Source organism: Sporosarcina sp. FSL K6-2383, from assembly GCF_038618305.1.
Classification (GTDB): Bacteria; Bacillota; Bacilli; order Bacillales_A; family Planococcaceae; genus Sporosarcina.
This window is the reverse complement of record NZ_CP152017.1, coordinates 910,939-930,731: the sequence shown is the minus strand read 5'-3', so window position 1 is coordinate 930,731 and position 19,793 is coordinate 910,939. Positions and strand designations below refer to the sequence as shown.

The window sequence follows — 19,793 nt, the reverse complement described above, 5'->3', positions numbered from 1 at the left end:
TCACATAGCCCCTCTCCTGCGTTGTTTATAAAATATCAATGCAAATACCGGCGCACCGATAAATGCCGTAATGACACCAACTGGTAATTCCGTTGGCGAAATAATCGTCCGTGCGATCAGATCACAAATAATAAGTAATGATGCACCGTTCAAAAACGATAATGTTAATAAATGACGGTGATCTGCCCCCCATAGGAGACGTGTCATATGCGGGACAACAAGTCCTACAAAGCCAATTGTACCAGAGACAGCGACTGCCGCACCGGTCAAAATAGATCCGCCGATTAAAATCATAAACTTCCGACGTCTGACATTGACGCCTAAATGATGCGCACGTTCTTCGCCAAACAGCATAGCATTTAATTCACGGCGACATAGCCACAACATCATGGAGCCAATAATAACAAACGGCAAGATCATCGTGACATAATTCCAGCCGCGCATGGACACGCTGCCAAGCAACCAGCCGATAATTTGGCGCAGTTCTTCCCCTGTCAGCGCAATCATCAGCGATAGTACTGAGCCTAAAAATGAACCGAAGATAATACCTGTCAGAATAATGGTTTCCATCGTCATCGAATGGTCGACAAGACGAGCAAAGCCCAATACAAGGAACATTGTCAGTGCCGCACCAACCATACTAAAAATGGGTAGCGTATAAGTGCCCAAAACCGGAATGGAAATACCGAAAAAAAGCGTCATCACAGCGCCGACAGAGGCGCCGGATGACACTCCGAGGGTGTATGGATCAGCGAGCGGATTTTTGAGTAGCCCTTGAAAAGCAGCTCCTGCAATCGCCAGCGACGCACCGACAAGTCCTGCCAATACGACGCGCGGCATACGAATCTTCCATAGGATGTTTGTAGCCTTCTCATCCACTCCCGAACTCCATAACGTACTAATCGGTATATTCACAGAACCGATTGATACACCGAGCCAGACCACCGCCAGGAGCGTGGCGATGGATACGATGTAGGCGACACTAGATTTATTCATCAAACGCCTCTGGATAGATGGCTTTTGCTATTTCTTCCAAGCCTTCTGCAAGACGTGGGCCTGTGCGACTTGTCTTGTTTTCATTCACTTGAACAACTGCTTGGTTTTTGATAGCCGTAATGGAATCAAAGCCATCACGTTTATAAACATCTTCGACAGCTGTATCGATATAGTCATACATCACAACGATGACATCAGGATTGCGGTTAACGATTTCTTCCGGATCCATTATGAACCAATCTTCTTGGTCTGCGGCAATATTTTCTGCTCCCACCATTTCAAGGATTTGATTCATAAACGTATTGTTACCTGGTGTATAAATTTCTGGAGCTGGGGTTGTTTCAACAAAGACTGTTTTTTCATTGTCGACTGACGCTAGTTTAGCTGTCACTTCTTCAACTTTCACTTTCATGTCAGCAACAATTTTTTCAGCTTCTGCTGTTTTACCTGTTGCTTGTCCGATTGTTACAATCGTCCCGTATGTTTCTTCGAAGTCCAGTGCATTTTTCACAACGAATACAGATACGCCTGCATCACGGAGTTGTTGTAGACCATTTTCGCCTGCACCTAGCCCCGACTCATGTGCAAAAACAATTTCCGGGTCCATGGCAATGATTTTTTCAACGTCAAATTGCATACTACCGATTTTCTCTTTGGCCAATGCTTCTTCTGGGTAATCATCATAATCATTGACACCAATAATTTCAGTTGCAAGTCCAAGTGCAAATAGTATTTCCGTATTGCTTGGAGTCATAGAAACGATTGTTGCAGGTGCTTTTTCAAATAGTATTTCATTGCCTACTGCATCCGTTAATGTTACTGGAAATGCTGCTTCAACAACGTCTTCTTGTGCTGTTGCATTTACTTCCGGCTTATCATCTGTTGCAGTTGTCCCACATGCAGCGAGTAAAAACACTGCTAGTATTGACGTCAGCCATAATCGCCATATTTTTTTCATAGTGTTTCCCTCCAGTACTGTTCTAAATAAAAATCCCCCGTATGAGTACGGAGGATTGTTTAGTAAAAATGCGGTCGCATAGATGCACCGATTTCCACCAAACCTATCCGCGTAGGCTATCGGGTTGTTCATAAAGGCAGGTCTCCTGGCTCGTGTTCACATCGCTTCGCAATGTACTCACACATACAGTGGCGGGACCGCGTCGGCATTGAACCGACTTCCCTTTTAACCTCGTCTTTGATGGCGAGGCACCTTTATGTTTAGCTATGTAATTTTGTACATCTTTTAGTATACTACAAGTTTTCGTGGTGTCGAGAGGGGTGTAGATTTTACGATTACTGAACCTCGTGTGGATAAGCCATTTTTACTCCATTGAATGTGCCAGTGACTGGACACAGGATGTGGAGTGGGTATTTTTTTTGCTTGCATTCAATCTGCATTCGCTTGCACTCGTTTAGTGTTTGCTTGCAAACTGTGACCTTTTCCCTAACTAAAAGCGCCACACCAAGATGAATTCATCTTAGTCTGGCGCTTAAACGGATTACATTTTCTCCGGTGCAGAAACACCAATCAGTTTCAATGCATTTGCAATGGTCGTGCGTGTTGCCGTAATAAGTGCAAGTCTTGCTTCTGACAAGTCGCGATTCTCGAGGTCCAATACTTTTTCTGCATTGTAGAAACTATGGAATGTTGCAGCCAATTCTTGGATATACGTTGCGAGGCGATGTGGTATACGCATTCTTGCAGCGTCACTGACCACTTTCGGGAAATCTCCAATTTTCTTTAGTAATTCCAATTCTTTTTCAGCTTGCAATAAAGAAACATTATCCACAGACGCAGAAAGTCCTGTTTCATTGGCTTGTCGCAAAATCGAAGAGATTCGTGCATGTGCATATTGTGCATAATACACCGGGTTTTCATTGGATTGAGAAATGGCTAAGTCCAGGTCGAAATCCATTTGCGAATCGCCTGAACGCATGGCGAAGAAATAACGAACTGCATCAAGACCAACATCTTCCACAAGTTCTCGTAAAGTAACTGCTTTCCCTGTACGCTTACTCATTTTGAACTTTTCGCCATCTTTATATAACTGCACCATTTGTGCTACGTTTACTTCCAACGTATCACGGTCATAGCCAAGTGCTTCAATTGCGGCTTTCATACGAGGAATATAGCCGTGGTGATCGGCACCCCAAATGTTAATCAGCTTATCGAAGCCACGGAATAATTTATCTTCATGATAGGCGATATCCGGCAATAAATACGTGTATGTGCCGTCGTTTTTAATAAGTACACGATCTTTATCGTCCCCGAATGTCGTAGAGCGGAACCATGTTGCGCCATCTTCTTCAAAAACGTGACCGTTTGCACGTAGCTTGTCGAGTGCTACATCGATTTTACCATTTTCATATAATGATGTTTCTGAGAACCAAACATCGAATGATACGCGGAAATCAGCCAAGTCTTTCTTCAGTTTTGCCAATTCAAAATCAAGTCCGTGCTTACGGAAATAGTCAAAACGTTCTTGTTCAGAAACATTGACGAATTTATCACCGAATTCTTTCGCAAGCTCTTCTCCAATTCCAATAATGTCTTTTCCATGGTAGCCGTCTTCTGGCATTTTTGTGTCCAAACCAAGCGCTTGGAAATAACGTGCTTCAATTGAGTAAGCAAGGTTATTGATTTGATTGCCGGCGTCGTTAATATAGTATTCACGCGCGACATCATAACCAGCAAAATCAAGGACATTACTCAAGGAATCGCCAAGTGATGCACCACGTGCGTGCCCTAAATGAAGATCGCCAGTCGGGTTAGCTGAAACAAACTCGACTTGAATTTTTTCATTTGCCCCAGAAGTTGAACGACCATAATTTTCACTTTGCTCAAGAACTGTCTTAACGATATCCCCTAAGTAATCCGTTGCCAATTTAATATTCATGAATCCAGGACCTGCAATATCAACGGATTCAATAGATGTCCCGGATGTATCTAACTGTTCAAGAATCGCTTCTGCAATAGCACGGGGTGGTTTTTTCGCCAATTTTGTGAGCTGCATCGCAATGTTTGTCGCGTAATCTCCATTGTCTTTACTTTTTGGTGTTTCCAGCATAATTTCCGGTATCGCTGCCTCTTCTACAAGCTCAGCCGCAATAACCGCTGCGCGCAATGCCGATTTTACTTCTTGTTGAATTTGTTCTACTGCGTTCATATTGTTCCCTCCGTATATGTAATGGTCAATTCGTATATGCCAAGTAAAGATCCTTCCGCATATAGCTCGTAGGCTACGTGGAAACGTCCGGCTTGTTCATTAAATTCAAGTAGAGTTGTTTTGACAAGTAAATTAAATGATGCCGGACCATTGCCATAATTCCCCAGCCGCTCACCGTTTGAAATGAAAGGCAACCGCATCGTCACTGCGCCACTACGGAATATCAGTGCGTCCTCCGCACCCATTTTGACCGTTGTCAAAACGAGTTGACCATTTTGTTGCTCTTCATATTTCAAGTAATAGATTCCTTTTTTTTCGATGAGCTGACCAACTAGGTTCATCTCATGACTCTCCTGATCCTGTCCGGGATGCCGGATTGACGAATGGAGCTGGATATCCACCTTGCGTACTCTATCCTGCGTTTCCACAAGCTCACCGTCCTTTTTAATATGCATCTATCCATTATATCCTTTTTGCAATAGATTTTTCAATCTATCCGTATGATGCATGTTTTTATGTTCACTCCGTTTAATCTCTTTCCATGCGTCACATACTACATGTAACAACATCGACGGGACGGGATTGTATGCAACGGGTAGTGTATTTAAAAAAGGTAAAGAGACGTAAGGCTATCAAGCGGCTATTACTCCTCTCCGTTACGATGCTAACGGCGGTACTAACCGTTTTCTTATTGCTACGATTATATGCTCAGGTTACGGGAGCCCCCTCTTTAAGTGTGCCAAAAGCTTCCGTCTTTCTCGATAAAAGCGGCAAGCAAATTGGCGATCGCTTCACAGTTGAACGGCGCTATTGGGTTGACCTTGACGAGATGTCGCCCTTTCTAATCGACGCAGTCATTGCGACGGAGGATAAAAATTTTTATAGCCACAACGGCTTTGATTACCGACGAATTGCTGGGGCATTGCTGAAGGACGCTAAGGCAGGACGCAAAGTCGAAGGGGCTAGCACAATTACTCAGCAATACGCCAAAAACTTATATTTAACGTTTGAAAAGACCTGGAAACGAAAATTCGATGAGGCACTCTATGCATACCGTATGGAAATATTTTACGACAAGGATGTCATTTTAGAAGGTTATATGAATACGGTTTATTTTGGACACGGCATGTATGGCGTTGAGGCAGCTAGTAAATTTTATTTCGGAAAGCCTGCGAAAGAATTAACGTTAGAAGAATCTGCCGTCATCGTAGCGATTGCCAAAGGTCCTTCAATTTATTCGCCTATTGAAAGTCCTGAAAATTCGCAGAAGCGGAAAGCACTTGTCCTTTCACTTATGGAAGCACAGGGATACATCACCGCACGTCAAGAAGAGCGGGCAAATCTTGAACAAATTACGTTGAAGACACGTGAGTGGGCAGATTCGAAGCGCGTCGCTCCCTATTTTTTGGATGAAGTGTGGCGGGAAGCGGAAAAAGTACTAACTACCAAAGGACGCTCCCCCGCTGAAGGTGGTTGGACCATCCGCACAACATTGGACCCGCATCATCAGCAAAGCGCGGAGGAAGTAATCGCTAAATGGATGCCGAAAAGTGATTTACAAATCGGATTCATATCCATCGAACCAGGCACGGGCTATATTACATCACTTGTTGGCGGAGTAGATTATTCGGAAAGTCCATTTAACCGAGTCACACAAGCGAAGCGACAGCCCGGCTCCGCCATTAAGCCTGTGTTATACGCTGCGGCACTTGAGGAAGGTTTCAATCCACTCACTTTTTTATCGACCGAAAAAACCATTTTTACGTATGACGAAGGACGTTCAACTTATGAACCGAGCAATGTGAATGGCAAGTTTGCAGGACATCCTATTTCTCTCGCACAGGCATTGGCTATTTCTGATAATATTTTTGCTGTTAAAACGCTCGAAGAAATTGGCTATAAAAATTTTAGTAAAATGGCAGAAAAACTAGGCGTTAACATCACACTTCCTGAATCACCCGCTGTCGCACTTGGCACATCGGATGTTACGCTGTCCGATATGACAAGTGCCTATAATCGAATTGCATCAGGCGGCACTGAAATTAAACCGATGACAATTCTATCCATTGCAGATTCTGAGGGCAAAACGGTGTACGAGCATCCGAAGCAAAGCAAGAAGCATGTTATTTCTGAACAGGACGCATCCGTTCTTACTCATTTAATGACAGGCATGTTCGATCCTGTTTTTAATGATTACACATCCTCTACCGGGCTTTCCATGCGTCAAAAACAGACACGCCCCTATGCTGCAAAATCAGGAACAACGATTTCCGATCAATACCTAATTGGCTTCACGCCCTCGCTAACAGCAGGTATTTGGACAGGGTTTGACGTTGGTAAACAATTAGCTGACGCGCAGGATAAGGCCGCTTCCAAGAAAATATGGATTGATTTCATGGAGACGGTGCATAGCGGCAAGCCGGCCGAGCCATTCATCCCCCCACAAGGAGTCAACGGCGTCATCGTCGATGTGGAAACGGGCGGCATTGCGGTCAATGAATGCGAAAAGCAACGGCTCGTTTACGTGAAGGAGAAGGATATGCCTCAAAAACTGTGTACGGATAAGACGTTGAGAGAGCAGCGATCCTCTGGCGAAGATGACGGTGGTAAACTCGAGCTATTTCCGTTTTCATTTTTTGAGTGAGTGGTTTTGTTGAACGCGGAGCAGATGAGCGTTGGTTACCATGGTTCGTTGGACATTCCCGTGAAATGGTTGGACACTTTGCCCTTCCACCCCAGGATATCGGATACTCCCCGAGCCATAGCGCAATTATCTATATCAAAAAAGCTTTCCTCTCTTGAATGACTTCAAGGGAAGAAAGCTTTTTTACCGTCCTGGGCACTTACGAATACGGTATCACGCTTGGGTTTGTTTGATACGCTACTCGTTAGAAAATATACCATTTCGGTTGTCCTAGCTTACAAGTACAAGCTATATTTTTAGTGTACTTCCTTTCAGGCTGACATTCAACCTCCGAAAGGAAACTATGCAGTAAAGTTCACATATTGTTCATAATCTAAGCGATTATACGACAAGATCTGCATGTAACTTCGCTTCACTACGCTCCCACATTTCCTTATTGTGGCTAGAAAGAAATTCAGCAAGAATTTTCTTCGATTTATCATCCATGTCCGCGACCATAATATGGCGCTTCATCGACTTATCCATTCGATTGACATGATCTGCCAGTACTTTGTAGCCACGGCGCTTTTCACGATTCACAACCATTTCACAAGCTGTGACACCTGCGTAAAAAGGTCCATCTTCTTTAAAATCAATCGTCACCCAAACCAACCAGTACGGTTTGCCGCCCGCCGAGTCCTCACGATTCAGCGTGAACTTGATGCCTCGCTCCGTATCACTTCTCGCGTGCATAGCGCCAATTTCAATCTTCGCAAGCCCTTCGTCCACGTCAATAATGACAGGTGACACATTTTCTAACGACAATGAGCCAATTCCGAACCCTTTATGTCCATCTGTCGGATCATCTTTTATAATTGTAAAACCCATTTTCTGTTTTGGTTTTTGTTCATTTGTCATTTGTTTGCCTCCCCAACTCTGATAATATATACACTATACCGAATATATGCAGAAAGGGGGAACTGGAATGCCTTATGTAACTGTCAAGATGTTGGAAGGTCGTACAGAGGAGCAAAAACGTGCACTCTGTGAAAAAGTAACGGCGGCTGTTGTTGAAACAACTGGCGCACCTATTGAAGCTGTTGTCGTATTCATCGAAGAAATGCCTAAAAATCATTATGCTGTCGCTGGAAAACGTTTTAGTGATCAGTAACGAAAAGCGCAAGCACCTTGATAGGGGCTTACGCTTTTTTCATTGTACCGAGCAGCGTTGCAGTTCGGCGATGAAGTCGAATGCATCCGTCATCTCCTGCCCAGTGAAGTTTAACTTACTTTTTACAATGTGAACTTTTGCTATCTGTTCATTCTTATCGAGGTGATCGAAATAGAGCAATGTCGATACTAGTTCAAGGAACCTCGAACTTTTGCCATTCATCATATCCACGCAAACCGCTAGTGTTTCATGCGGAGTTTGGGCTGTTTCAAGAAAACTCGTCCCTTCATCCGTCGTTGTATAGCTATACTGAACATACGAGCCCTTGTCCACACACTGTTCCGCGAGAAATCCCATCGCACATAGTTCCTCTATACGTAGCGTCAATTCCTCAGAATAAGGACCATACATATGCAGCTCGTATTTTTCTGCAAACGGGAAACTCATCTTTTTTGCGATATAAATCATTTTTTGTATCTTTTTTCTACCCTTCACTTCATTCGCAATTGAAATGAATTGCACAATCTTGGCATGCTCCTGTAGCAAGAAAACCACCCCTTCCTAAACTTCTAATATATGCAAAATTTGTCTATATAACGGATTTCGGTCTTTCCCTTCATTCAACAAGTCTTCTGGGAAATAGATTTTATGGTCGGTTCGTTTTTTACCCGAAATCGCATCCACGATATCCGATGACCGTGATAACTCGCTCAAGTCGCCATTCGGCATCTGTAAGTAGATCGGTAGACGCTCATTTTCTTCACCTGGGCGATAGAAATCATACGGTAAATCTGACGAAGAATCTGCAACAAGGTAATAAGCCGGATCAATGCCTGCTTGCTTAAACAATTGTTCCAGCTCACCAATTTTTCGGTATTCCGTCGCCGGATCGAACTCTGCGTATTGGAATAGTTTTCTGTTAATAAATCGGTAGCAGAGATCTGATAATATCGCGTCTTCTTCCTTCATCCAAATCTGAAAATAGGTCAATAAAATACTTTCGTCAAGTGCTATATAATCCTCAAGTTCGAATGTCCGATCAAAGAACGAGCGAAAATGGGTCGGTTCTTGTTTAAAAATATAACCATCATCATGTAGATGCTTTGCGCGATGTAAAATTTTCGTCAGAATGACTTCCGCGCTACGTGATACAGGATGAAAATACACTTGCCAATACATTTGATAACGGCTCATGATGTAATCTTCTACCGCGTGCATCCCACTATATTTAATAACTGCCTGTTCTTCTGCCGGTCGCATGACACGCAAAATACGCTCCATGTCAAAATGTCCGTATGATACACCCGTAAAATAAGCATCACGCTGTAAATAATCCATTCGATCCGCGTCAATCTGACTTGATATGAGGCTGATCACAAGCTTATCCGGATACGTTTTCCCAATAACATCAGCTACTTTTTGCGGGAATTCAGGAGCCACACGACGGAGTACTGCATTCACTTCCGTATCCCCTAGCAAAATAGCTTGTGTAAATTGTTCATGATCGAGATTGAATACCTTTTCAAATGCATGTGAAAACGGACCATGTCCAAGATCATGTAACAGCGCTGCACATAGCGTGACAAGTCGTTCTTCATTGTTCCATTCGGGTCTATGACTAAAACCGTCATCAATAATGCGCCTAACGATTTCATAGACACCTAGTGAATGATGGAACCGACTATGTTCTGCGCCGTGGAACACAAGATAAGTCGTCCCGAGCTGCCTAATCCGACGAAGACGTTGGAATTCGCTTGTGCCAATCACATCCCATATTACTCTGTCACGCACATGGATATAGCGGTGCACCGGGTCTTTGAAAACTTTTTCTTCAATCAGTTTTTCATCTTTGTAATCCATCATGCACCTCCAATCAATTACGCCTCGACGTAATTCGGTTCAACTCATTCTCTTTAGTATAATCAATCAATCACTTAGTTGGAAGACGGAAAAGGAATCATTTGAGTAAAAGTAAGATAGAATGCTTTTTTCATTATGAATAAAATAGAGCAACCCTGTCCACACTGATTGTAGAAAGAAACTATGAACATATGGTAGGAGGCACGGAAATGGTGAAAGTTAGACAGGATGCTTGGATTGAAGAAAACGATATTTTATTGGCTGAGACGGTGCTGCGGCATGTTCGCGAGGGTAGCACACAGCTAAGCGCCTTCGAAGAAGTTGGCGATGCGCTCAACCGGACAGCTGCCGCTTGTGGATTCAGGTGGAACGCCGTCGTCAGGCAGGACTATGAAAAAGAGCTGATTGATGCAAAAAAAGAACGCAAGCAAGCCATTCGTGTCCTTGGCAAGGACTTCAAACGACGTGGCCAGCAATTGTATAGTCCTTCTCAAGGAACTCAAGAAGATCAAATGACGCCTGTTCCCTTATCGGCATTATCGCTCGATACAGTTATTGCGTACCTTGTTCGAATGCATCACACAGGAATCGGCGATAGCGAGTCACTTCGTTGGAGACAAACCGCCAAAATCGCCATTGATAAGTCAGAAAAGCTTGAAAAAGAAATCGAAAAGCTCCAGCATGAAAACAAAACACTTCGTTCTGATTACGAGCAATTCGTTCAAATTATGAATCGCGCACGCCGCCTCGTAACACTCGAAGACGAAACGGATCGCACTGCCCCCGTCTTTACGATGGAGCAAAATGGTAATCTAGTCACGAAAGAACCGCCAATCAATCATTGATTGGCGGTTTTTCTTATAGCATGAGGAATGACTTTGTTTAGTTTAGTGAGAACGTTGTTTACTTTCGGGAATACGTTGTTTAGTTTGGCGGGAACGTTGCTTACTTTGACGAATACGTTGCTTAGTTACCCGATTTCATTGTTTAGTTCAGCAAACGTTGCATAGTTTCAGGAATACGTTGTTTACTTCGGCGGGAACGTTGCTTACTTTAACGAATACGTTGCTTAGTTACCCGATTTCATTGTTTAGTTCAGCAAACGTTGCATAGTTTCAGGAATACGTTGTTTACTTCGGCGGGAACGTTGCTTACTTTGACGAATACATTGCTTAGTTATCCGATTTCGTTGTTTAGTTCAATAAAAACAGCTACCCCCTTATTCAGGAGATAGCCGATTTTCATTCACTCACCAACATCTTTTTATTTCGTTCAACAACACGATTTAAATAGAATGTGTACAGTTCCATTTCCTCCGGTTTGAAGCCACCCACTTCGACTTCTTTTGCAAGTTCGCGCAACAACAGTTGCAGGCGAATGACGACATCATTGACGGTAAGTGGTATACCCAACAATTCCGCGAGAGATGCCATCACTTCTGGTTTAATTACCGGGTAGCTGAATTTTGTCTCTGCGCCTTGCAAACCGATGTCATATAAATCACGAATCAATTCTGCTCGTTCAGCTCCACTTCCCTCGACGCATAAGTAGACTTGTACGGCGATGCCTTGACGCAGTCTACGTTGTGAAATACCGGCAAATTTTCGCCCCTCGATGCTGAGATCATATGAGCCTGGACAATAAGATCCGACAATTTCATAAGCCTCGATGCGGTCACCCGCTTCCGGAAAGAGTTTACGAACAAATGCTAACATCACTTCATAGCCCGCCGGAATGTCGATCGCTCCATCCCGTTCTGATAACACGACGGATATATTCAAGACTCCGTTGTCGAGCACGACCGCGAGACCGCCCGAATTCCGAACAATGACATTGTAACCTGCGTTTTCAAGCATCGGAATCGCTTCTTCGATATGCGGAAGACGATGATCCTGAATACCAAGAACGACAGTTTTATCATGCACCCATGTGCGCACAGTTGGACTACTCATTTGTTGTCCGACGAGCTGACATAGGGTGTCATCCGCAGCGAAGGACTCTAATGCAGAACGAGTACGCCCCGTCATAGATTCATCCACAAAACGCCATTGTGGGATTTTTAATAATGATTCATAGTGTGCCATTTGAAATTCTCCTACTTATAGACTTTGTGCCGCCGTTATGAGAGCAAGCTTGTATACATCGTCTGCTGAACAACCGCGTGACAGATCATTGACCGGTGCATTCAGTCCTTGTAAAATCGGTCCAATTGCTTCGTAGCCGCCAAGACGCTCTGTTAATTTGTAACCGATATTACCGGCTTCAAGTGATGGGAAGACGAAGACATTTGCATTCCCTTGAATAATAGAACCAGGCGCTTTTTTAGCTGAAATTTCTGGCACATACGCCGCGTCAAATTGAAATTCACCATCAAGTGGTAGATCCGGTGCAAGCTCTTGAGCAATGGCTACCGCTTCCGCAACTTTTTCCGTTTCTGGCGTAACAGCGGAGCCTTTTGTTGAGAAGCTCAACATCGCCACACGTGGATCAATACCGAATGATTGCGCCGTTTTCGCACTAGCAACTGCAATTTCTGCTAGCTCTTGCGCTGTCGGTGCAACTGTAATGGCACAATCTGCAAAAACAAGACGTTCCTCGCCCTTCATCATAATAAATGCACCGCTTGTCCTTGAAATACCCGGCTTCGTCTTAATAATTTGCAGTGCCGGACGTACCGTGTCCGCTGTCGAATGGACAGCACCGCTGACAAGCCCATCTGCACGCCCTGTGAAAATTAGCATCGTACCAAAGTAATTGACGTCTTTCAATTGCTCACGTGCCTGCTCTAAAGTTGCTTTCCCATTGCGACGCTCGACGAACTTTTCAGCAAGCTCTTCGAAATAAGAAGCCTTCTTTGGATCAATAATGGTTACACCTGTAATATCTATTGCCGCTGCATTTGCTGCCTGTGTCACTCCGCTTTCATCGCCAAGCAAAATGGGTTTCACAAGTCCCTCAGCCTGAAGGCGCGATGCAGCTTCTAGCACACGTGCATCTGTTCCTTCGGGTAAAATAATTGTTTTTTCATTGCCACGTAAGCTATCTTGAATATTTGTAAAAAGATTTGTCATCTCTATCACCTTTCTCCGCTATCTTATACACTTAGCATACACGACTTTAGTCAGTGATAACAGCCGGACACTTCATGTCAAATTCGTGACAACGACACATATCAAAAGCGTTTTCTCACTCAACTATGCTACACTCGATTCAGAAGTAAATTCATGATGAAGGAGTTTGAATTCATATGATCGAAGCAGCACAAACACTTGATGGTTGGTATGTATTACATGATTTACGCACGATGGACTGGGCGTCATGGAAACTAATTTCATCAGAGCAACGCCAAGCAGCAGTGGAGGAATTTCTTGTTTATCTTGAAAAGCTCCAAAAAGTAGATGATGAAAAAACAGGCGCACATGCTTTTTATACAGTAATTGGTCAAAAGGCTGATTTCATGCTAATGACGTTACGTCCAACGATGGACGAAATTCAGGCTCTCGAAACAGAATTTAACAAGCTGGCAATCGCCGACTTTACAATTCCAGCGTACTCTTATGTGTCAGTTGTCGAATTGTCGAATTACCTTGCAGGCGAATCCACTGAAGATCCTTACCAAAATCCATTCGTTCGCGGACGTCTCTATCCTGAACTACAACGCAGTCAGTATATCTGCTTCTATCCAATGGATAAAAAGCGTGATGGTGATGTTAACTGGTACACGCTTGATATGGACAAACGTAAAGAACTGATGCGGGCACACGGTTTAATCGGCCGTAGCTATGCAGGTAAAGTGAAACAAATCATTTCTGGTTCTGTTGGTTTCGATGACTACGAATGGGCTGTCACATTGTTCTCGGATGATGTGCTACAGTTTAAAAAATTAATTTATGAAATGCGATTTGACGAAGTGAGTGCTCGATATGCAGAGTTCGGCTCATTCTTCGTTGGTACGATTTTAGATGGCGATAAAAAAGCTGCATTTTTCAATATTTAAGTTACTTCCTAATCAAACCGTTCAACTGGCATCGTTCAGTTGGACGGTTTTTTCTGTCAGCGGTCATGAATGCCGCATCCATTGCATATGATTCCCCCAAGGGGGTTGTTCCGTGGCGGTGGTAAAATATAACGAGGCCCAATTAGATATGCTTGCACGGCTCATGCGGGCAGAAGCGGAGGGTGATGGTCAATTAGGAATGCTTTTGGTCGGTAATGTTGGTGTAAATCGCGTACTTGCAGATTGTCTAGATTTTAGAGACATTCGTAATTTGGAAGAGATGGTATTCCAGCGTCCCGGCGGTTTTGAAGCGACGACAAAAAGTTATTTTTATCAACGGGCACGAGAGATGGATAGAAAACTTGCGAGGCGGGTTATTAACGGGGAACGCTTCACCCCTGGCGAGCGATCTTTATGGTTTTTCATGCCAACCGGCGATTGCCCCGCACAATGGTATGGTCAATGGAATACCGGTAGATTTAAGTCACATTGTTTCTTTTCACCAACAGTATCGGACTGCCCTACTGTCTAACGCTACCTAAATTACAATCTGAAAGGATGAAGAAATGGTCCAATATTATTGGAACCCTACCTATCAAAATCAACATATCACTCCGCCACCAGTCACAATTCCGAACGGCGGAAGACCCCCTAGTCCCGGCATGTCTGTCGGGCCACTCCCAGGGCCACCCGCGCGCGAGCAGTCATACATCGAAAACATTTTACGGTTAAATATCGGTCAGCCTGGTGTCTTTAATTTTTCATTTGAACATGCACTAGAATCTGGCGTGAACACAAAACGCATTGTTGGAACCGTCGTAGCTGCCGGTCGCGACCACGTCATCCTAAACGAAACAGCAACCGGCCATGAATTCCTATTCCCTATGATTTATTTTGATTACGCAGAGTTTACGGGTAAAATAAACTACTTTCCTCAAACTTAAATAAAAAATCTTCCGTTAGCCAAGTTTGGCGCACGGAAGATTTTTTGTATTTAAGCCGTATATTTAACAGCCGCAATAATCAACATAATCCAGCCTGCGATGAATGCAACGCCGCCAATTGGTGTGATGGCACCGAGTATACCGATTCCCGATAGACTTAATACGTACAAGCTACCCGAGAAAATGATAATCCCAGCAAGCAACAAGTAGCCCGCCCACGTTAACTGTGTGGATGCACCAAACAGTGATGAGCTCATAAGGATTCCGACAGCAAGCAGTCCAATCGCATGGAACATTTGATACTGAACAGCTGTTTCCCAAACAGCTAAATAATGTGCAGAGAGCTTTTCTTTTAGTGCGTGTGCACCAAATGCACCAAATGCGACAGCAATTGCCGCGTTGATAGCACCTGCGATAATGAAAAATGGCATTGTTTTTCCTACTTTCTTGTTATGAATCAAAAATCAAATAACGAGCCGCCATTTGCATCTTCTTCCTCAAGCGGCTTTCCTTCTAATGAAGATATAGACTGCACATCAGGTGCTATCAGCATTTTAGGGGCAATTTTCTCTTCTTGCCTAACACTACTATCCCCGTTAAGCGCCACTTCACACAATGACCTTACAGCCGCCAAGGCTTCACGCATCGCACGCTCATCATTCGTGCGCTTTGCGACACTCAATTGACGTTCCATTTCTGAGATGATGCGGTCATATGAAATCACCGTTTCATATCCCCTTTCTTCTGTGTAAATTTCAAACACTCCATGCCAGATGACCGCTTCACAACGACCGATGGCAATTCCCGTGTTTTGAACTCGTATGCTTTACAGCCACGCGGATTTCGCTGATCCCATGTCACAAAAAAATGCTGGCATTGAAAACAATTCACAGCCATTCCGGTCACCTCTATTCATGTTCACTTTATCATGTGAAGCGTACGATTTAAAGCACCCCGCCTGTCTTACTCCAATCAATCGCCCCTTCACCCCACGACTCTAAAATTTCATTTGTTGCCGAGTACGGCCGACTACCTAAAAATCCGCGGCTTGCACTAAGCGGACTTGGATGAACCGATTCAATTACCACATGACGTGTTACATCAATCAGCTTTTTCTTCTCCTGTGCAGGTCGCCCCCATAATATGAACACAATCGGCTGATCACGCTCTGACAACTTCCGAATCACTTCATCCGTGAATGCCTCCCACCCCTGTTTACGATGCGAATGGGCTTCGCCTTGCCGCACAGTCAATACCGTATTTAGCATGAGGACACCTTGCCGCGCCCATCCAGTTAACGTTCCGCTTTCCGGAATCACACAACCAATATCTGATGATAGCTCTTTAAACATATTGCGCAAACTCGGTGGAATCTTCACGCCCGGTTGTACAGAAAAGCTCAAACCATGCGCTTGGTTTGGGCCATGATACGGATCTTGTCCTAAAATGACGACCTTTACTTCATTGAAAGGCGTACATTGAAATGCCGTCCATAAATCATCCATTTGTGGATAAATCGTTTGCTCTGCATATTCTTTTTTGAGAAATTCACGTAGCTTCAGATAATAAGGTTTGGCAAATTCCTCTTTCAAAACTGCATCCCAATCATTCCCGTAAATCTCTTTATTCATTATCAATCTCTTCCTTAAATTCAATTGTCACATCATACCCTGCGAACGAAAACATTTCCCGTAGCGTCTTCTCGGCATTTTGTTGCGCCATCGTCAACACACCTTGTCCTGCCGTTTCTTCCAATATCAATTCCTTCGCCTCCGCTGCAAGCTCGTATGCCTCTTCGATATTCGCCTTATCACGGAAAAGCCCTTCGTAAGAGTACACTTCCACTTTATCAAAATAAATTTCTGCTCCTCCTAAAAAGGTTGCAGGCGGCAATGTCAACTTAGCCGTTTTATTCTCCTCGTCAATGACGACATCTTTTTCTGTCAAATTAGACATATTGACACCCGCCTTTACGGATCCGGGAATAACAACTAACAGCTGGCGTTTCGTGCCTGGCAAATTAAGTCCGATACTCTGTCCAAACAATGTATTATCTTGTCGTTCAATGATGACTTTCGTATAAGCCTCAGCTGTGGCTAGCTCATTCAATTCTTGGATTTGCTCCAAAAACACACCCTTCTGCTCTGTATAGGTGCTCCCTTGTTTGAGAATAAAAAATGTAATAATCGGTAAGGAGACAACGAGCAGTATAATCAGTAAAGCTATGACTAAAAATGATTTTTTCCATACTGAAAAGAATAGTTTTCCAACACGCCAAAAGCCAAATTGACGGCCATTCACTTCATCTACTGTCACTGCCGATTCCTTTTTAGCAGCTTGTAATTCTTTCAACAGCTGCTCTTTATCATCCGTTTTTTGCCCTTTTTTCATATCATCCCTCTTTTCCTCTTTTTCCGACAATATCTTATACGTTTAGACTATAGGAAAGTTGCAGTGCAAACAACTAGAAAGACATGGTACGATTGTTTGAGGAGGGATGTACATGGCTGATATACAACTACGTGAAAAAATAAAAAAAATAACTGCTGCCGCAAAACAGGGCGATTCTATATCTGAACGTTCTAAAAATATAGGACTCATCATTTTTCTGCTTCTTTTCGGATGTGGAATAATCGTTCTTTTTGCATTAACCATCGGACTTATGATGAATGGCCATTTCATAATTGCCACAATCGTTTTCCTAATCACAGCACTCCTGACATATTCCATTATTAAAATGATGACTGCTGGGGACATTCCTTCTTTGTAATTTCGGATTTATTTGATAAGATGACATTCATAGTTCATTCCAAACAAAAGGAGACGTTCACATGATGACGTTGAAAAAAACTTTAACAATCGCAGGATCCGATACATCAGGCGGCGCTGGTATTCAAGCCGATTTAAAAACATTCCAAGAGCATGGAACATATGGCATGACAGCTGTTACTGTCGTCGTCACGATGGACCCAGACAATAATTGGTCTCATGGTGTTTATTCTTTGCCAGTCGATGTTTTGAAGGCGCAAATTAAAACAGCCCTTTCGACAGGCGTCGATGCTATTAAAACAGGCATGCTTAGCACAGAAGAAATCATTGAAATTGCGGGCAACGCTATTGCCGAATCCGGCCTCGATCACGTTGTCATTGACCCCGTTATGGTTTGCAAAGGGGAAGACGAAGTACTAAACCCTGGCACAGTTGACGCAATGGTCAAATTCCTTCTGCCTAAAGCAGAAATCGTCACACCTAACTTGTTTGAAGCAGGACAGCTTGCCGGAACAAAAACACCTAAAACAATTGAGGATATGAAAACAGTCGCTACAAAAATCCATTCACTCGGTGCCCGTAACGTTGTCATCAAAGGAGGCAAACAGCTTGTTCATGCTAAAGCTGTCGATCTTTTCTATGATGGATCAACATTTACACTTCTTGAAGCAGTGAAAACAGAGACACATTACAATCACGGAGCTGGCTGTACGTTTGCGGCAGCCATCACAGCAAATCTCGCAAATGGTTTAGCAGTAAAAGAGGCCGTGTTAGAAGCGAAAAAGTTCGTCTCCGCCGCAATTGCCAACGGGTGGAAACTAAACGAATACGTCGGACCTGTCATGCACGGCGCGAAAAACCGTGTGGGTGCACCAGAAATTACGACGACTGAAGTGTAATACAATAGGGGAACGCCAAGAGATTTTGCAATATCCTCTTGGCGTTTTTTTGTTGACGGCTTTTCAGCTTCGTTGGACAGTTACTCGATTTCGCTGTACACTCCACCGATTTCCTTGCCCCCAGATAACCGTTGTTACTCCATCTCCAAGCCGCGTCAATCGCATTCAATACTTCTTTTCTATATACTAATAAAGAAGCACAGTTACAGTGTTAAGGAGGATTACTCATGGAATTAGTAAAAGCAGATCATTTACAGGAACTCATTACTTCCTTCGCCAATAAAGATGTCTACATCCATCTTGAAACAACAAACGGCTCCTATGCCTCTCATTTCAATGAAGGATTTTTTAATGTGGGTGCATTTATTCGTAATGTCATTGTGAAGTTCGAATTGGGCAAGGTAGCCGGCGATTCACCACATCGCATTGGCTTAAAATTGCCATCCGGTTGGATTTATGCACAAGGAATCACACATTATAAACTTGACGAACATGGGCGACTATTAATGGCAGGCCTTGATCCGGAAGGAAAGCTTGCGGTCGCGCTTGAAATAAGCGAGACGCCGTTCACATATTAAGGAGGCCTTTTTGATGATAAAAAAAGAACGTCACGTACTTGTTGTATTCCCCCATCCAGACGATGAAGCATTCGGCGTATCGGGTACAATCGCATCGTATCGAGAGATGGGCGTGCCCGTCACCTATGCATGTTTAACACTGGGTGAAATGGGCCGTAATTTCGGTAATCCGCCATTCGCTAACCGTGAAACGTTACCACAAATTCGTAAGGGCGAACTTCAAAAAGCCTGTGAGGCAATGGGATTCGATGATTTGCGCATGATGGGCTTGCGCGACAAGACGATTGAATTTGAAGATGATGAAAAAATGATTCAACTCATGACTAATTTAATCGAGGAGACGAATCCTTCACTCATCATTTCGTTCTATCCCGGCTTGTCCGTCCATCCCGACCATGATGCATCTGCACGCGCTGTGGTTCGAGCGGTGAGACGAATTGCTGAAAACGAACGTCCGAACCTCTATACAATCGCTTTTGCAAACAATACAGTTGAAATCCTTGGCGAACCTGATGTCATTCACGATGTGTCAGCAGTTTCCGATAAAAAGATTGCTACGCTGAATGCCCATGCATCGCAAACGGTTTGGATGATGAAGGAAATGGAAAAGAAATTAGCAGCACAAGACCCCGATGCATTAAAATGGCTCAATACTGAGCGTTTCTATACGTACAATTGGCAAAAGGATTTTGAGTAACAGCCACCCATTTAGAAATATATATCTTATTAAAGAAGTTCAGTAGGATTTTGTCCATCTGAACTTCTTTTATTTATCAACAAACCCGATTC

Annotated in this window: 24 protein-coding genes and 1 riboswitch; of the genes, 10 read left to right on the top strand and 14 right to left on the bottom strand. The window is 43.6% G+C overall.

What is annotated here, in order from left to right; translation table 11 throughout:
- The 4 genes from MKZ10_RS04860 to MKZ10_RS04845 all read right to left on the bottom strand — a co-directional run bounded on the left by MKZ10_RS04860 (nt 1) and on the right by MKZ10_RS04845 (nt 4,618).
- On the bottom strand, nt 1–996 hold the full coding sequence (locus MKZ10_RS04860; protein WP_342508391.1) for an iron ABC transporter permease: 996 nt from the start codon (nt 994–996) through the stop codon (nt 1–3).
- Nucleotides 989–1,954 carry an ABC transporter substrate-binding protein gene (locus MKZ10_RS04855; protein WP_342508389.1) on the bottom strand — a complete coding sequence of 322 codons (966 nt, stop codon included), beginning with the start codon at nt 1,952–1,954 and terminating at the stop codon, nt 989–991. The genes MKZ10_RS04860 and MKZ10_RS04855 overlap by 8 nt, the downstream gene beginning before the upstream one ends.
- 117 nt (nt 1,955–2,071) lie before the next feature.
- Nucleotides 2,072–2,225, bottom strand: a riboswitch (cobalamin riboswitch).
- 270 nt (nt 2,226–2,495) lie between these two features.
- Entirely contained in the window at nt 2,496–4,163 is a 1,668-nt protein-coding gene (gene argS / locus MKZ10_RS04850) for an arginine--tRNA ligase (protein WP_342508387.1), read from the bottom strand.
- Nucleotides 4,160–4,618, bottom strand: a complete 459-nt coding sequence (locus tag MKZ10_RS04845) for a DUF1934 domain-containing protein (protein ID WP_342508385.1) — start codon at nt 4,616–4,618, stop codon at nt 4,160–4,162. The genes argS and MKZ10_RS04845 overlap by 4 nt, the downstream gene beginning before the upstream one ends.
- A gap of 131 nt (nt 4,619–4,749) precedes the next feature.
- On the opposite strand from MKZ10_RS04845, the gene MKZ10_RS04840 reads away from it, so the two are divergent.
- Nucleotides 4,750–6,807 carry a PBP1A family penicillin-binding protein gene (locus MKZ10_RS04840; RefSeq protein ID WP_342508383.1) on the top strand — a complete coding sequence of 686 codons (2,058 nt, stop codon included), beginning with the start codon at nt 4,750–4,752 and terminating at the stop codon, nt 6,805–6,807.
- A 381-nt stretch (nt 6,808–7,188) separates the two neighbouring features.
- Here the strand turns inward: MKZ10_RS04840 and MKZ10_RS04835 are convergent, their stop codons facing one another.
- Nucleotides 7,189–7,704, bottom strand: a complete 516-nt coding sequence (locus tag MKZ10_RS04835; RefSeq protein ID WP_342508381.1) for a YwhD family protein — start codon at nt 7,702–7,704, stop codon at nt 7,189–7,191.
- A gap of 67 nt (nt 7,705–7,771) precedes the next feature.
- Here MKZ10_RS04835 and MKZ10_RS04830 point away from each other — a divergent pair, with 67 nt between their 5' ends.
- Nucleotides 7,772–7,957 carry a 2-hydroxymuconate tautomerase gene (locus MKZ10_RS04830; RefSeq protein ID WP_342508380.1) on the top strand — a complete coding sequence of 62 codons (186 nt, stop codon included), beginning with the start codon at nt 7,772–7,774 and terminating at the stop codon, nt 7,955–7,957.
- Between the two features lie 39 nt (nt 7,958–7,996).
- On the opposite strand, the gene MKZ10_RS04825 is transcribed toward MKZ10_RS04830, so the two are convergent.
- Both MKZ10_RS04825 and MKZ10_RS04820 read right to left on the bottom strand, forming a co-directional pair.
- Nucleotides 7,997–8,503, bottom strand: a complete 507-nt coding sequence (locus tag MKZ10_RS04825) for a YwgA family protein (protein ID WP_342508378.1) — start codon at nt 8,501–8,503, stop codon at nt 7,997–7,999.
- A gap of 15 nt (nt 8,504–8,518) precedes the next feature.
- Nucleotides 8,519–9,817 carry an HD domain-containing protein gene (locus tag MKZ10_RS04820; RefSeq protein WP_342510014.1) on the bottom strand — a complete coding sequence of 433 codons (1,299 nt, stop codon included), beginning with the start codon at nt 9,815–9,817 and terminating at the stop codon, nt 8,519–8,521.
- Between the two features lie 209 nt (nt 9,818–10,026).
- Between MKZ10_RS04820 and MKZ10_RS04815 the strand changes: the two genes are divergently transcribed.
- Nucleotides 10,027–10,662, top strand: a complete 636-nt coding sequence (locus MKZ10_RS04815; RefSeq protein ID WP_342508376.1) for an RsfA family transcriptional regulator — start codon at nt 10,027–10,029, stop codon at nt 10,660–10,662.
- Between the two features lie 396 nt (nt 10,663–11,058).
- On the opposite strand, the gene MKZ10_RS04810 is transcribed toward MKZ10_RS04815, so the two are convergent.
- Both MKZ10_RS04810 and pta read right to left on the bottom strand, forming a co-directional pair.
- Nucleotides 11,059–11,901 (bottom strand): lipoate--protein ligase family protein, encoded by an 843-nt coding sequence (locus MKZ10_RS04810; protein ID WP_342508374.1) that lies wholly within the window; start codon nt 11,899–11,901, stop codon nt 11,059–11,061.
- A 15-nt stretch (nt 11,902–11,916) separates the two neighbouring features.
- Nucleotides 11,917–12,888 carry a phosphate acetyltransferase gene (pta, locus tag MKZ10_RS04805; RefSeq protein ID WP_342508372.1) on the bottom strand — a complete coding sequence of 324 codons (972 nt, stop codon included), beginning with the start codon at nt 12,886–12,888 and terminating at the stop codon, nt 11,917–11,919.
- Nucleotides 12,889–13,064: 176 nt separating this feature from the next.
- On the opposite strand from pta, the gene hemQ reads away from it, so the two are divergent.
- From hemQ to MKZ10_RS04790, 3 genes are all read left to right on the top strand, one after another.
- On the top strand, nt 13,065–13,814 hold the full coding sequence (hemQ, locus tag MKZ10_RS04800) for a hydrogen peroxide-dependent heme synthase (protein ID WP_342508370.1): 750 nt from the start codon (nt 13,065–13,067) through the stop codon (nt 13,812–13,814).
- Between the two features lie 112 nt (nt 13,815–13,926).
- Nucleotides 13,927–14,346, top strand: coding sequence for a cell wall hydrolase (locus MKZ10_RS04795; protein WP_342508368.1), 420 nt, complete (start codon nt 13,927–13,929; stop codon nt 14,344–14,346).
- 34 nt (nt 14,347–14,380) lie between these two features.
- Nucleotides 14,381–14,758 carry a spore coat protein GerQ gene (locus MKZ10_RS04790; RefSeq protein WP_342508366.1) on the top strand — a complete coding sequence of 126 codons (378 nt, stop codon included), beginning with the start codon at nt 14,381–14,383 and terminating at the stop codon, nt 14,756–14,758.
- A gap of 50 nt (nt 14,759–14,808) precedes the next feature.
- Here the strand turns inward: MKZ10_RS04790 and MKZ10_RS04785 are convergent, their stop codons facing one another.
- Genes MKZ10_RS04785 through MKZ10_RS04765 form a run of 5 tightly spaced genes read right to left on the bottom strand, consistent with a single transcriptional unit; the run spans nt 14,809 to nt 17,149 of the window.
- Nucleotides 14,809–15,189, bottom strand: coding sequence for a DUF423 domain-containing protein (locus MKZ10_RS04785; RefSeq protein ID WP_342508364.1), 381 nt, complete (start codon nt 15,187–15,189; stop codon nt 14,809–14,811).
- Between the two features lie 26 nt (nt 15,190–15,215).
- Nucleotides 15,216–15,482: a YwdI family protein gene (locus MKZ10_RS04780; RefSeq protein WP_342508362.1), complete on the bottom strand. Its 267-nt coding sequence runs from the start codon at nt 15,480–15,482 to the stop codon at nt 15,216–15,218.
- Complete coding sequence (locus tag MKZ10_RS04775) at nt 15,479–15,655, bottom strand: uracil-DNA glycosylase (RefSeq protein ID WP_342508360.1); 177 nt, start codon at nt 15,653–15,655, stop codon at nt 15,479–15,481. Before MKZ10_RS04775 ends, MKZ10_RS04780 begins: the two co-directional genes overlap by 4 nt.
- Nucleotides 15,656–15,702: 47 nt before the next feature.
- Nucleotides 15,703–16,389: a uracil-DNA glycosylase gene (locus MKZ10_RS04770; RefSeq protein WP_342508358.1), complete on the bottom strand. Its 687-nt coding sequence runs from the start codon at nt 16,387–16,389 to the stop codon at nt 15,703–15,705.
- Nucleotides 16,382–17,149, bottom strand: a complete 768-nt coding sequence (locus MKZ10_RS04765) for a DUF4230 domain-containing protein (RefSeq protein ID WP_342508356.1) — start codon at nt 17,147–17,149, stop codon at nt 16,382–16,384. Before MKZ10_RS04765 ends, MKZ10_RS04770 begins: the two co-directional genes overlap by 8 nt.
- 112 nt (nt 17,150–17,261) lie before the next feature.
- On the opposite strand from MKZ10_RS04765, the gene MKZ10_RS04760 reads away from it, so the two are divergent.
- The 4 genes from MKZ10_RS04760 (at nt 17,262) to bshB2 (ending at nt 19,701) form a co-directional block, all read left to right on the top strand.
- Nucleotides 17,262–17,528, top strand: a complete 267-nt coding sequence (locus tag MKZ10_RS04760) for a hypothetical protein (protein WP_342508355.1) — start codon at nt 17,262–17,264, stop codon at nt 17,526–17,528.
- A 64-nt stretch (nt 17,529–17,592) separates the two neighbouring features.
- On the top strand, nt 17,593–18,426 hold the full coding sequence (gene thiD / locus MKZ10_RS04755; RefSeq protein ID WP_342510012.1) for a bifunctional hydroxymethylpyrimidine kinase/phosphomethylpyrimidine kinase: 834 nt from the start codon (nt 17,593–17,595) through the stop codon (nt 18,424–18,426).
- Nucleotides 18,427–18,653: 227 nt separating this feature from the next.
- Nucleotides 18,654–19,004, top strand: coding sequence for a YojF family protein (locus MKZ10_RS04750; protein ID WP_342508353.1), 351 nt, complete (start codon nt 18,654–18,656; stop codon nt 19,002–19,004).
- 10 nt (nt 19,005–19,014) lie between these two features.
- Nucleotides 19,015–19,701, top strand: a complete 687-nt coding sequence (bshB2, locus tag MKZ10_RS04745) for a bacillithiol biosynthesis deacetylase BshB2 (RefSeq protein ID WP_342508350.1) — start codon at nt 19,015–19,017, stop codon at nt 19,699–19,701.
- Nucleotides 19,702–19,793 lie beyond the last annotated feature (92 nt).

Bases quoted from the DNA above. Each gene is read 5' to 3' on its own strand.
- MKZ10_RS04860 (WP_342508391.1), bottom strand. From the start codon at position 996: ATGAATAAATCTAGTGTCGCCTACATCGTATCCATCGCCACGCTCCTG.
- MKZ10_RS04855 (WP_342508389.1), bottom strand. From the start codon at position 1,954: ATGAAAAAAATATGGCGATTATGGCTGACGTCAATACTAGCAGTGTTT.
- argS (WP_342508387.1), bottom strand. From the start codon at position 4,163: ATGAACGCAGTAGAACAAATTCAACAAGAAGTAAAATCGGCATTGCGC.
- MKZ10_RS04845 (WP_342508385.1), bottom strand. From the start codon at position 4,618: ATGCATATTAAAAAGGACGGTGAGCTTGTGGAAACGCAGGATAGAGTA.
- MKZ10_RS04840 (WP_342508383.1), top strand. From the start codon at position 4,750: ATGCAACGGGTAGTGTATTTAAAAAAGGTAAAGAGACGTAAGGCTATC.
- MKZ10_RS04835 (WP_342508381.1), bottom strand. From the start codon at position 7,704: ATGACAAATGAACAAAAACCAAAACAGAAAATGGGTTTTACAATTATA.
- MKZ10_RS04830 (WP_342508380.1), top strand. From the start codon at position 7,772: ATGCCTTATGTAACTGTCAAGATGTTGGAAGGTCGTACAGAGGAGCAA.
- MKZ10_RS04820 (WP_342510014.1), bottom strand. From the start codon at position 9,817: ATGGATTACAAAGATGAAAAACTGATTGAAGAAAAAGTTTTCAAAGAC.
- MKZ10_RS04815 (WP_342508376.1), top strand. From the start codon at position 10,027: ATGGTGAAAGTTAGACAGGATGCTTGGATTGAAGAAAACGATATTTTA.
- MKZ10_RS04810 (WP_342508374.1), bottom strand. From the start codon at position 11,901: ATGGCACACTATGAATCATTATTAAAAATCCCACAATGGCGTTTTGTG.
- pta (WP_342508372.1), bottom strand. From the start codon at position 12,888: ATGACAAATCTTTTTACAAATATTCAAGATAGCTTACGTGGCAATGAA.
- hemQ (WP_342508370.1), top strand. From the start codon at position 13,065: ATGATCGAAGCAGCACAAACACTTGATGGTTGGTATGTATTACATGAT.
- MKZ10_RS04790 (WP_342508366.1), top strand. From the start codon at position 14,381: ATGGTCCAATATTATTGGAACCCTACCTATCAAAATCAACATATCACT.
- MKZ10_RS04785 (WP_342508364.1), bottom strand. From the start codon at position 15,189: ATGCCATTTTTCATTATCGCAGGTGCTATCAACGCGGCAATTGCTGTC.
- MKZ10_RS04775 (WP_342508360.1), bottom strand. From the start codon at position 15,655: ATGGCTGTGAATTGTTTTCAATGCCAGCATTTTTTTGTGACATGGGAT.
- MKZ10_RS04770 (WP_342508358.1), bottom strand. From the start codon at position 16,389: ATGAATAAAGAGATTTACGGGAATGATTGGGATGCAGTTTTGAAAGAG.
- MKZ10_RS04765 (WP_342508356.1), bottom strand. From the start codon at position 17,149: ATGAAAAAAGGGCAAAAAACGGATGATAAAGAGCAGCTGTTGAAAGAA.
- MKZ10_RS04760 (WP_342508355.1), top strand. From the start codon at position 17,262: ATGGCTGATATACAACTACGTGAAAAAATAAAAAAAATAACTGCTGCC.
- thiD (WP_342510012.1), top strand. From the start codon at position 17,593: ATGACGTTGAAAAAAACTTTAACAATCGCAGGATCCGATACATCAGGC.
- MKZ10_RS04750 (WP_342508353.1), top strand. From the start codon at position 18,654: ATGGAATTAGTAAAAGCAGATCATTTACAGGAACTCATTACTTCCTTC.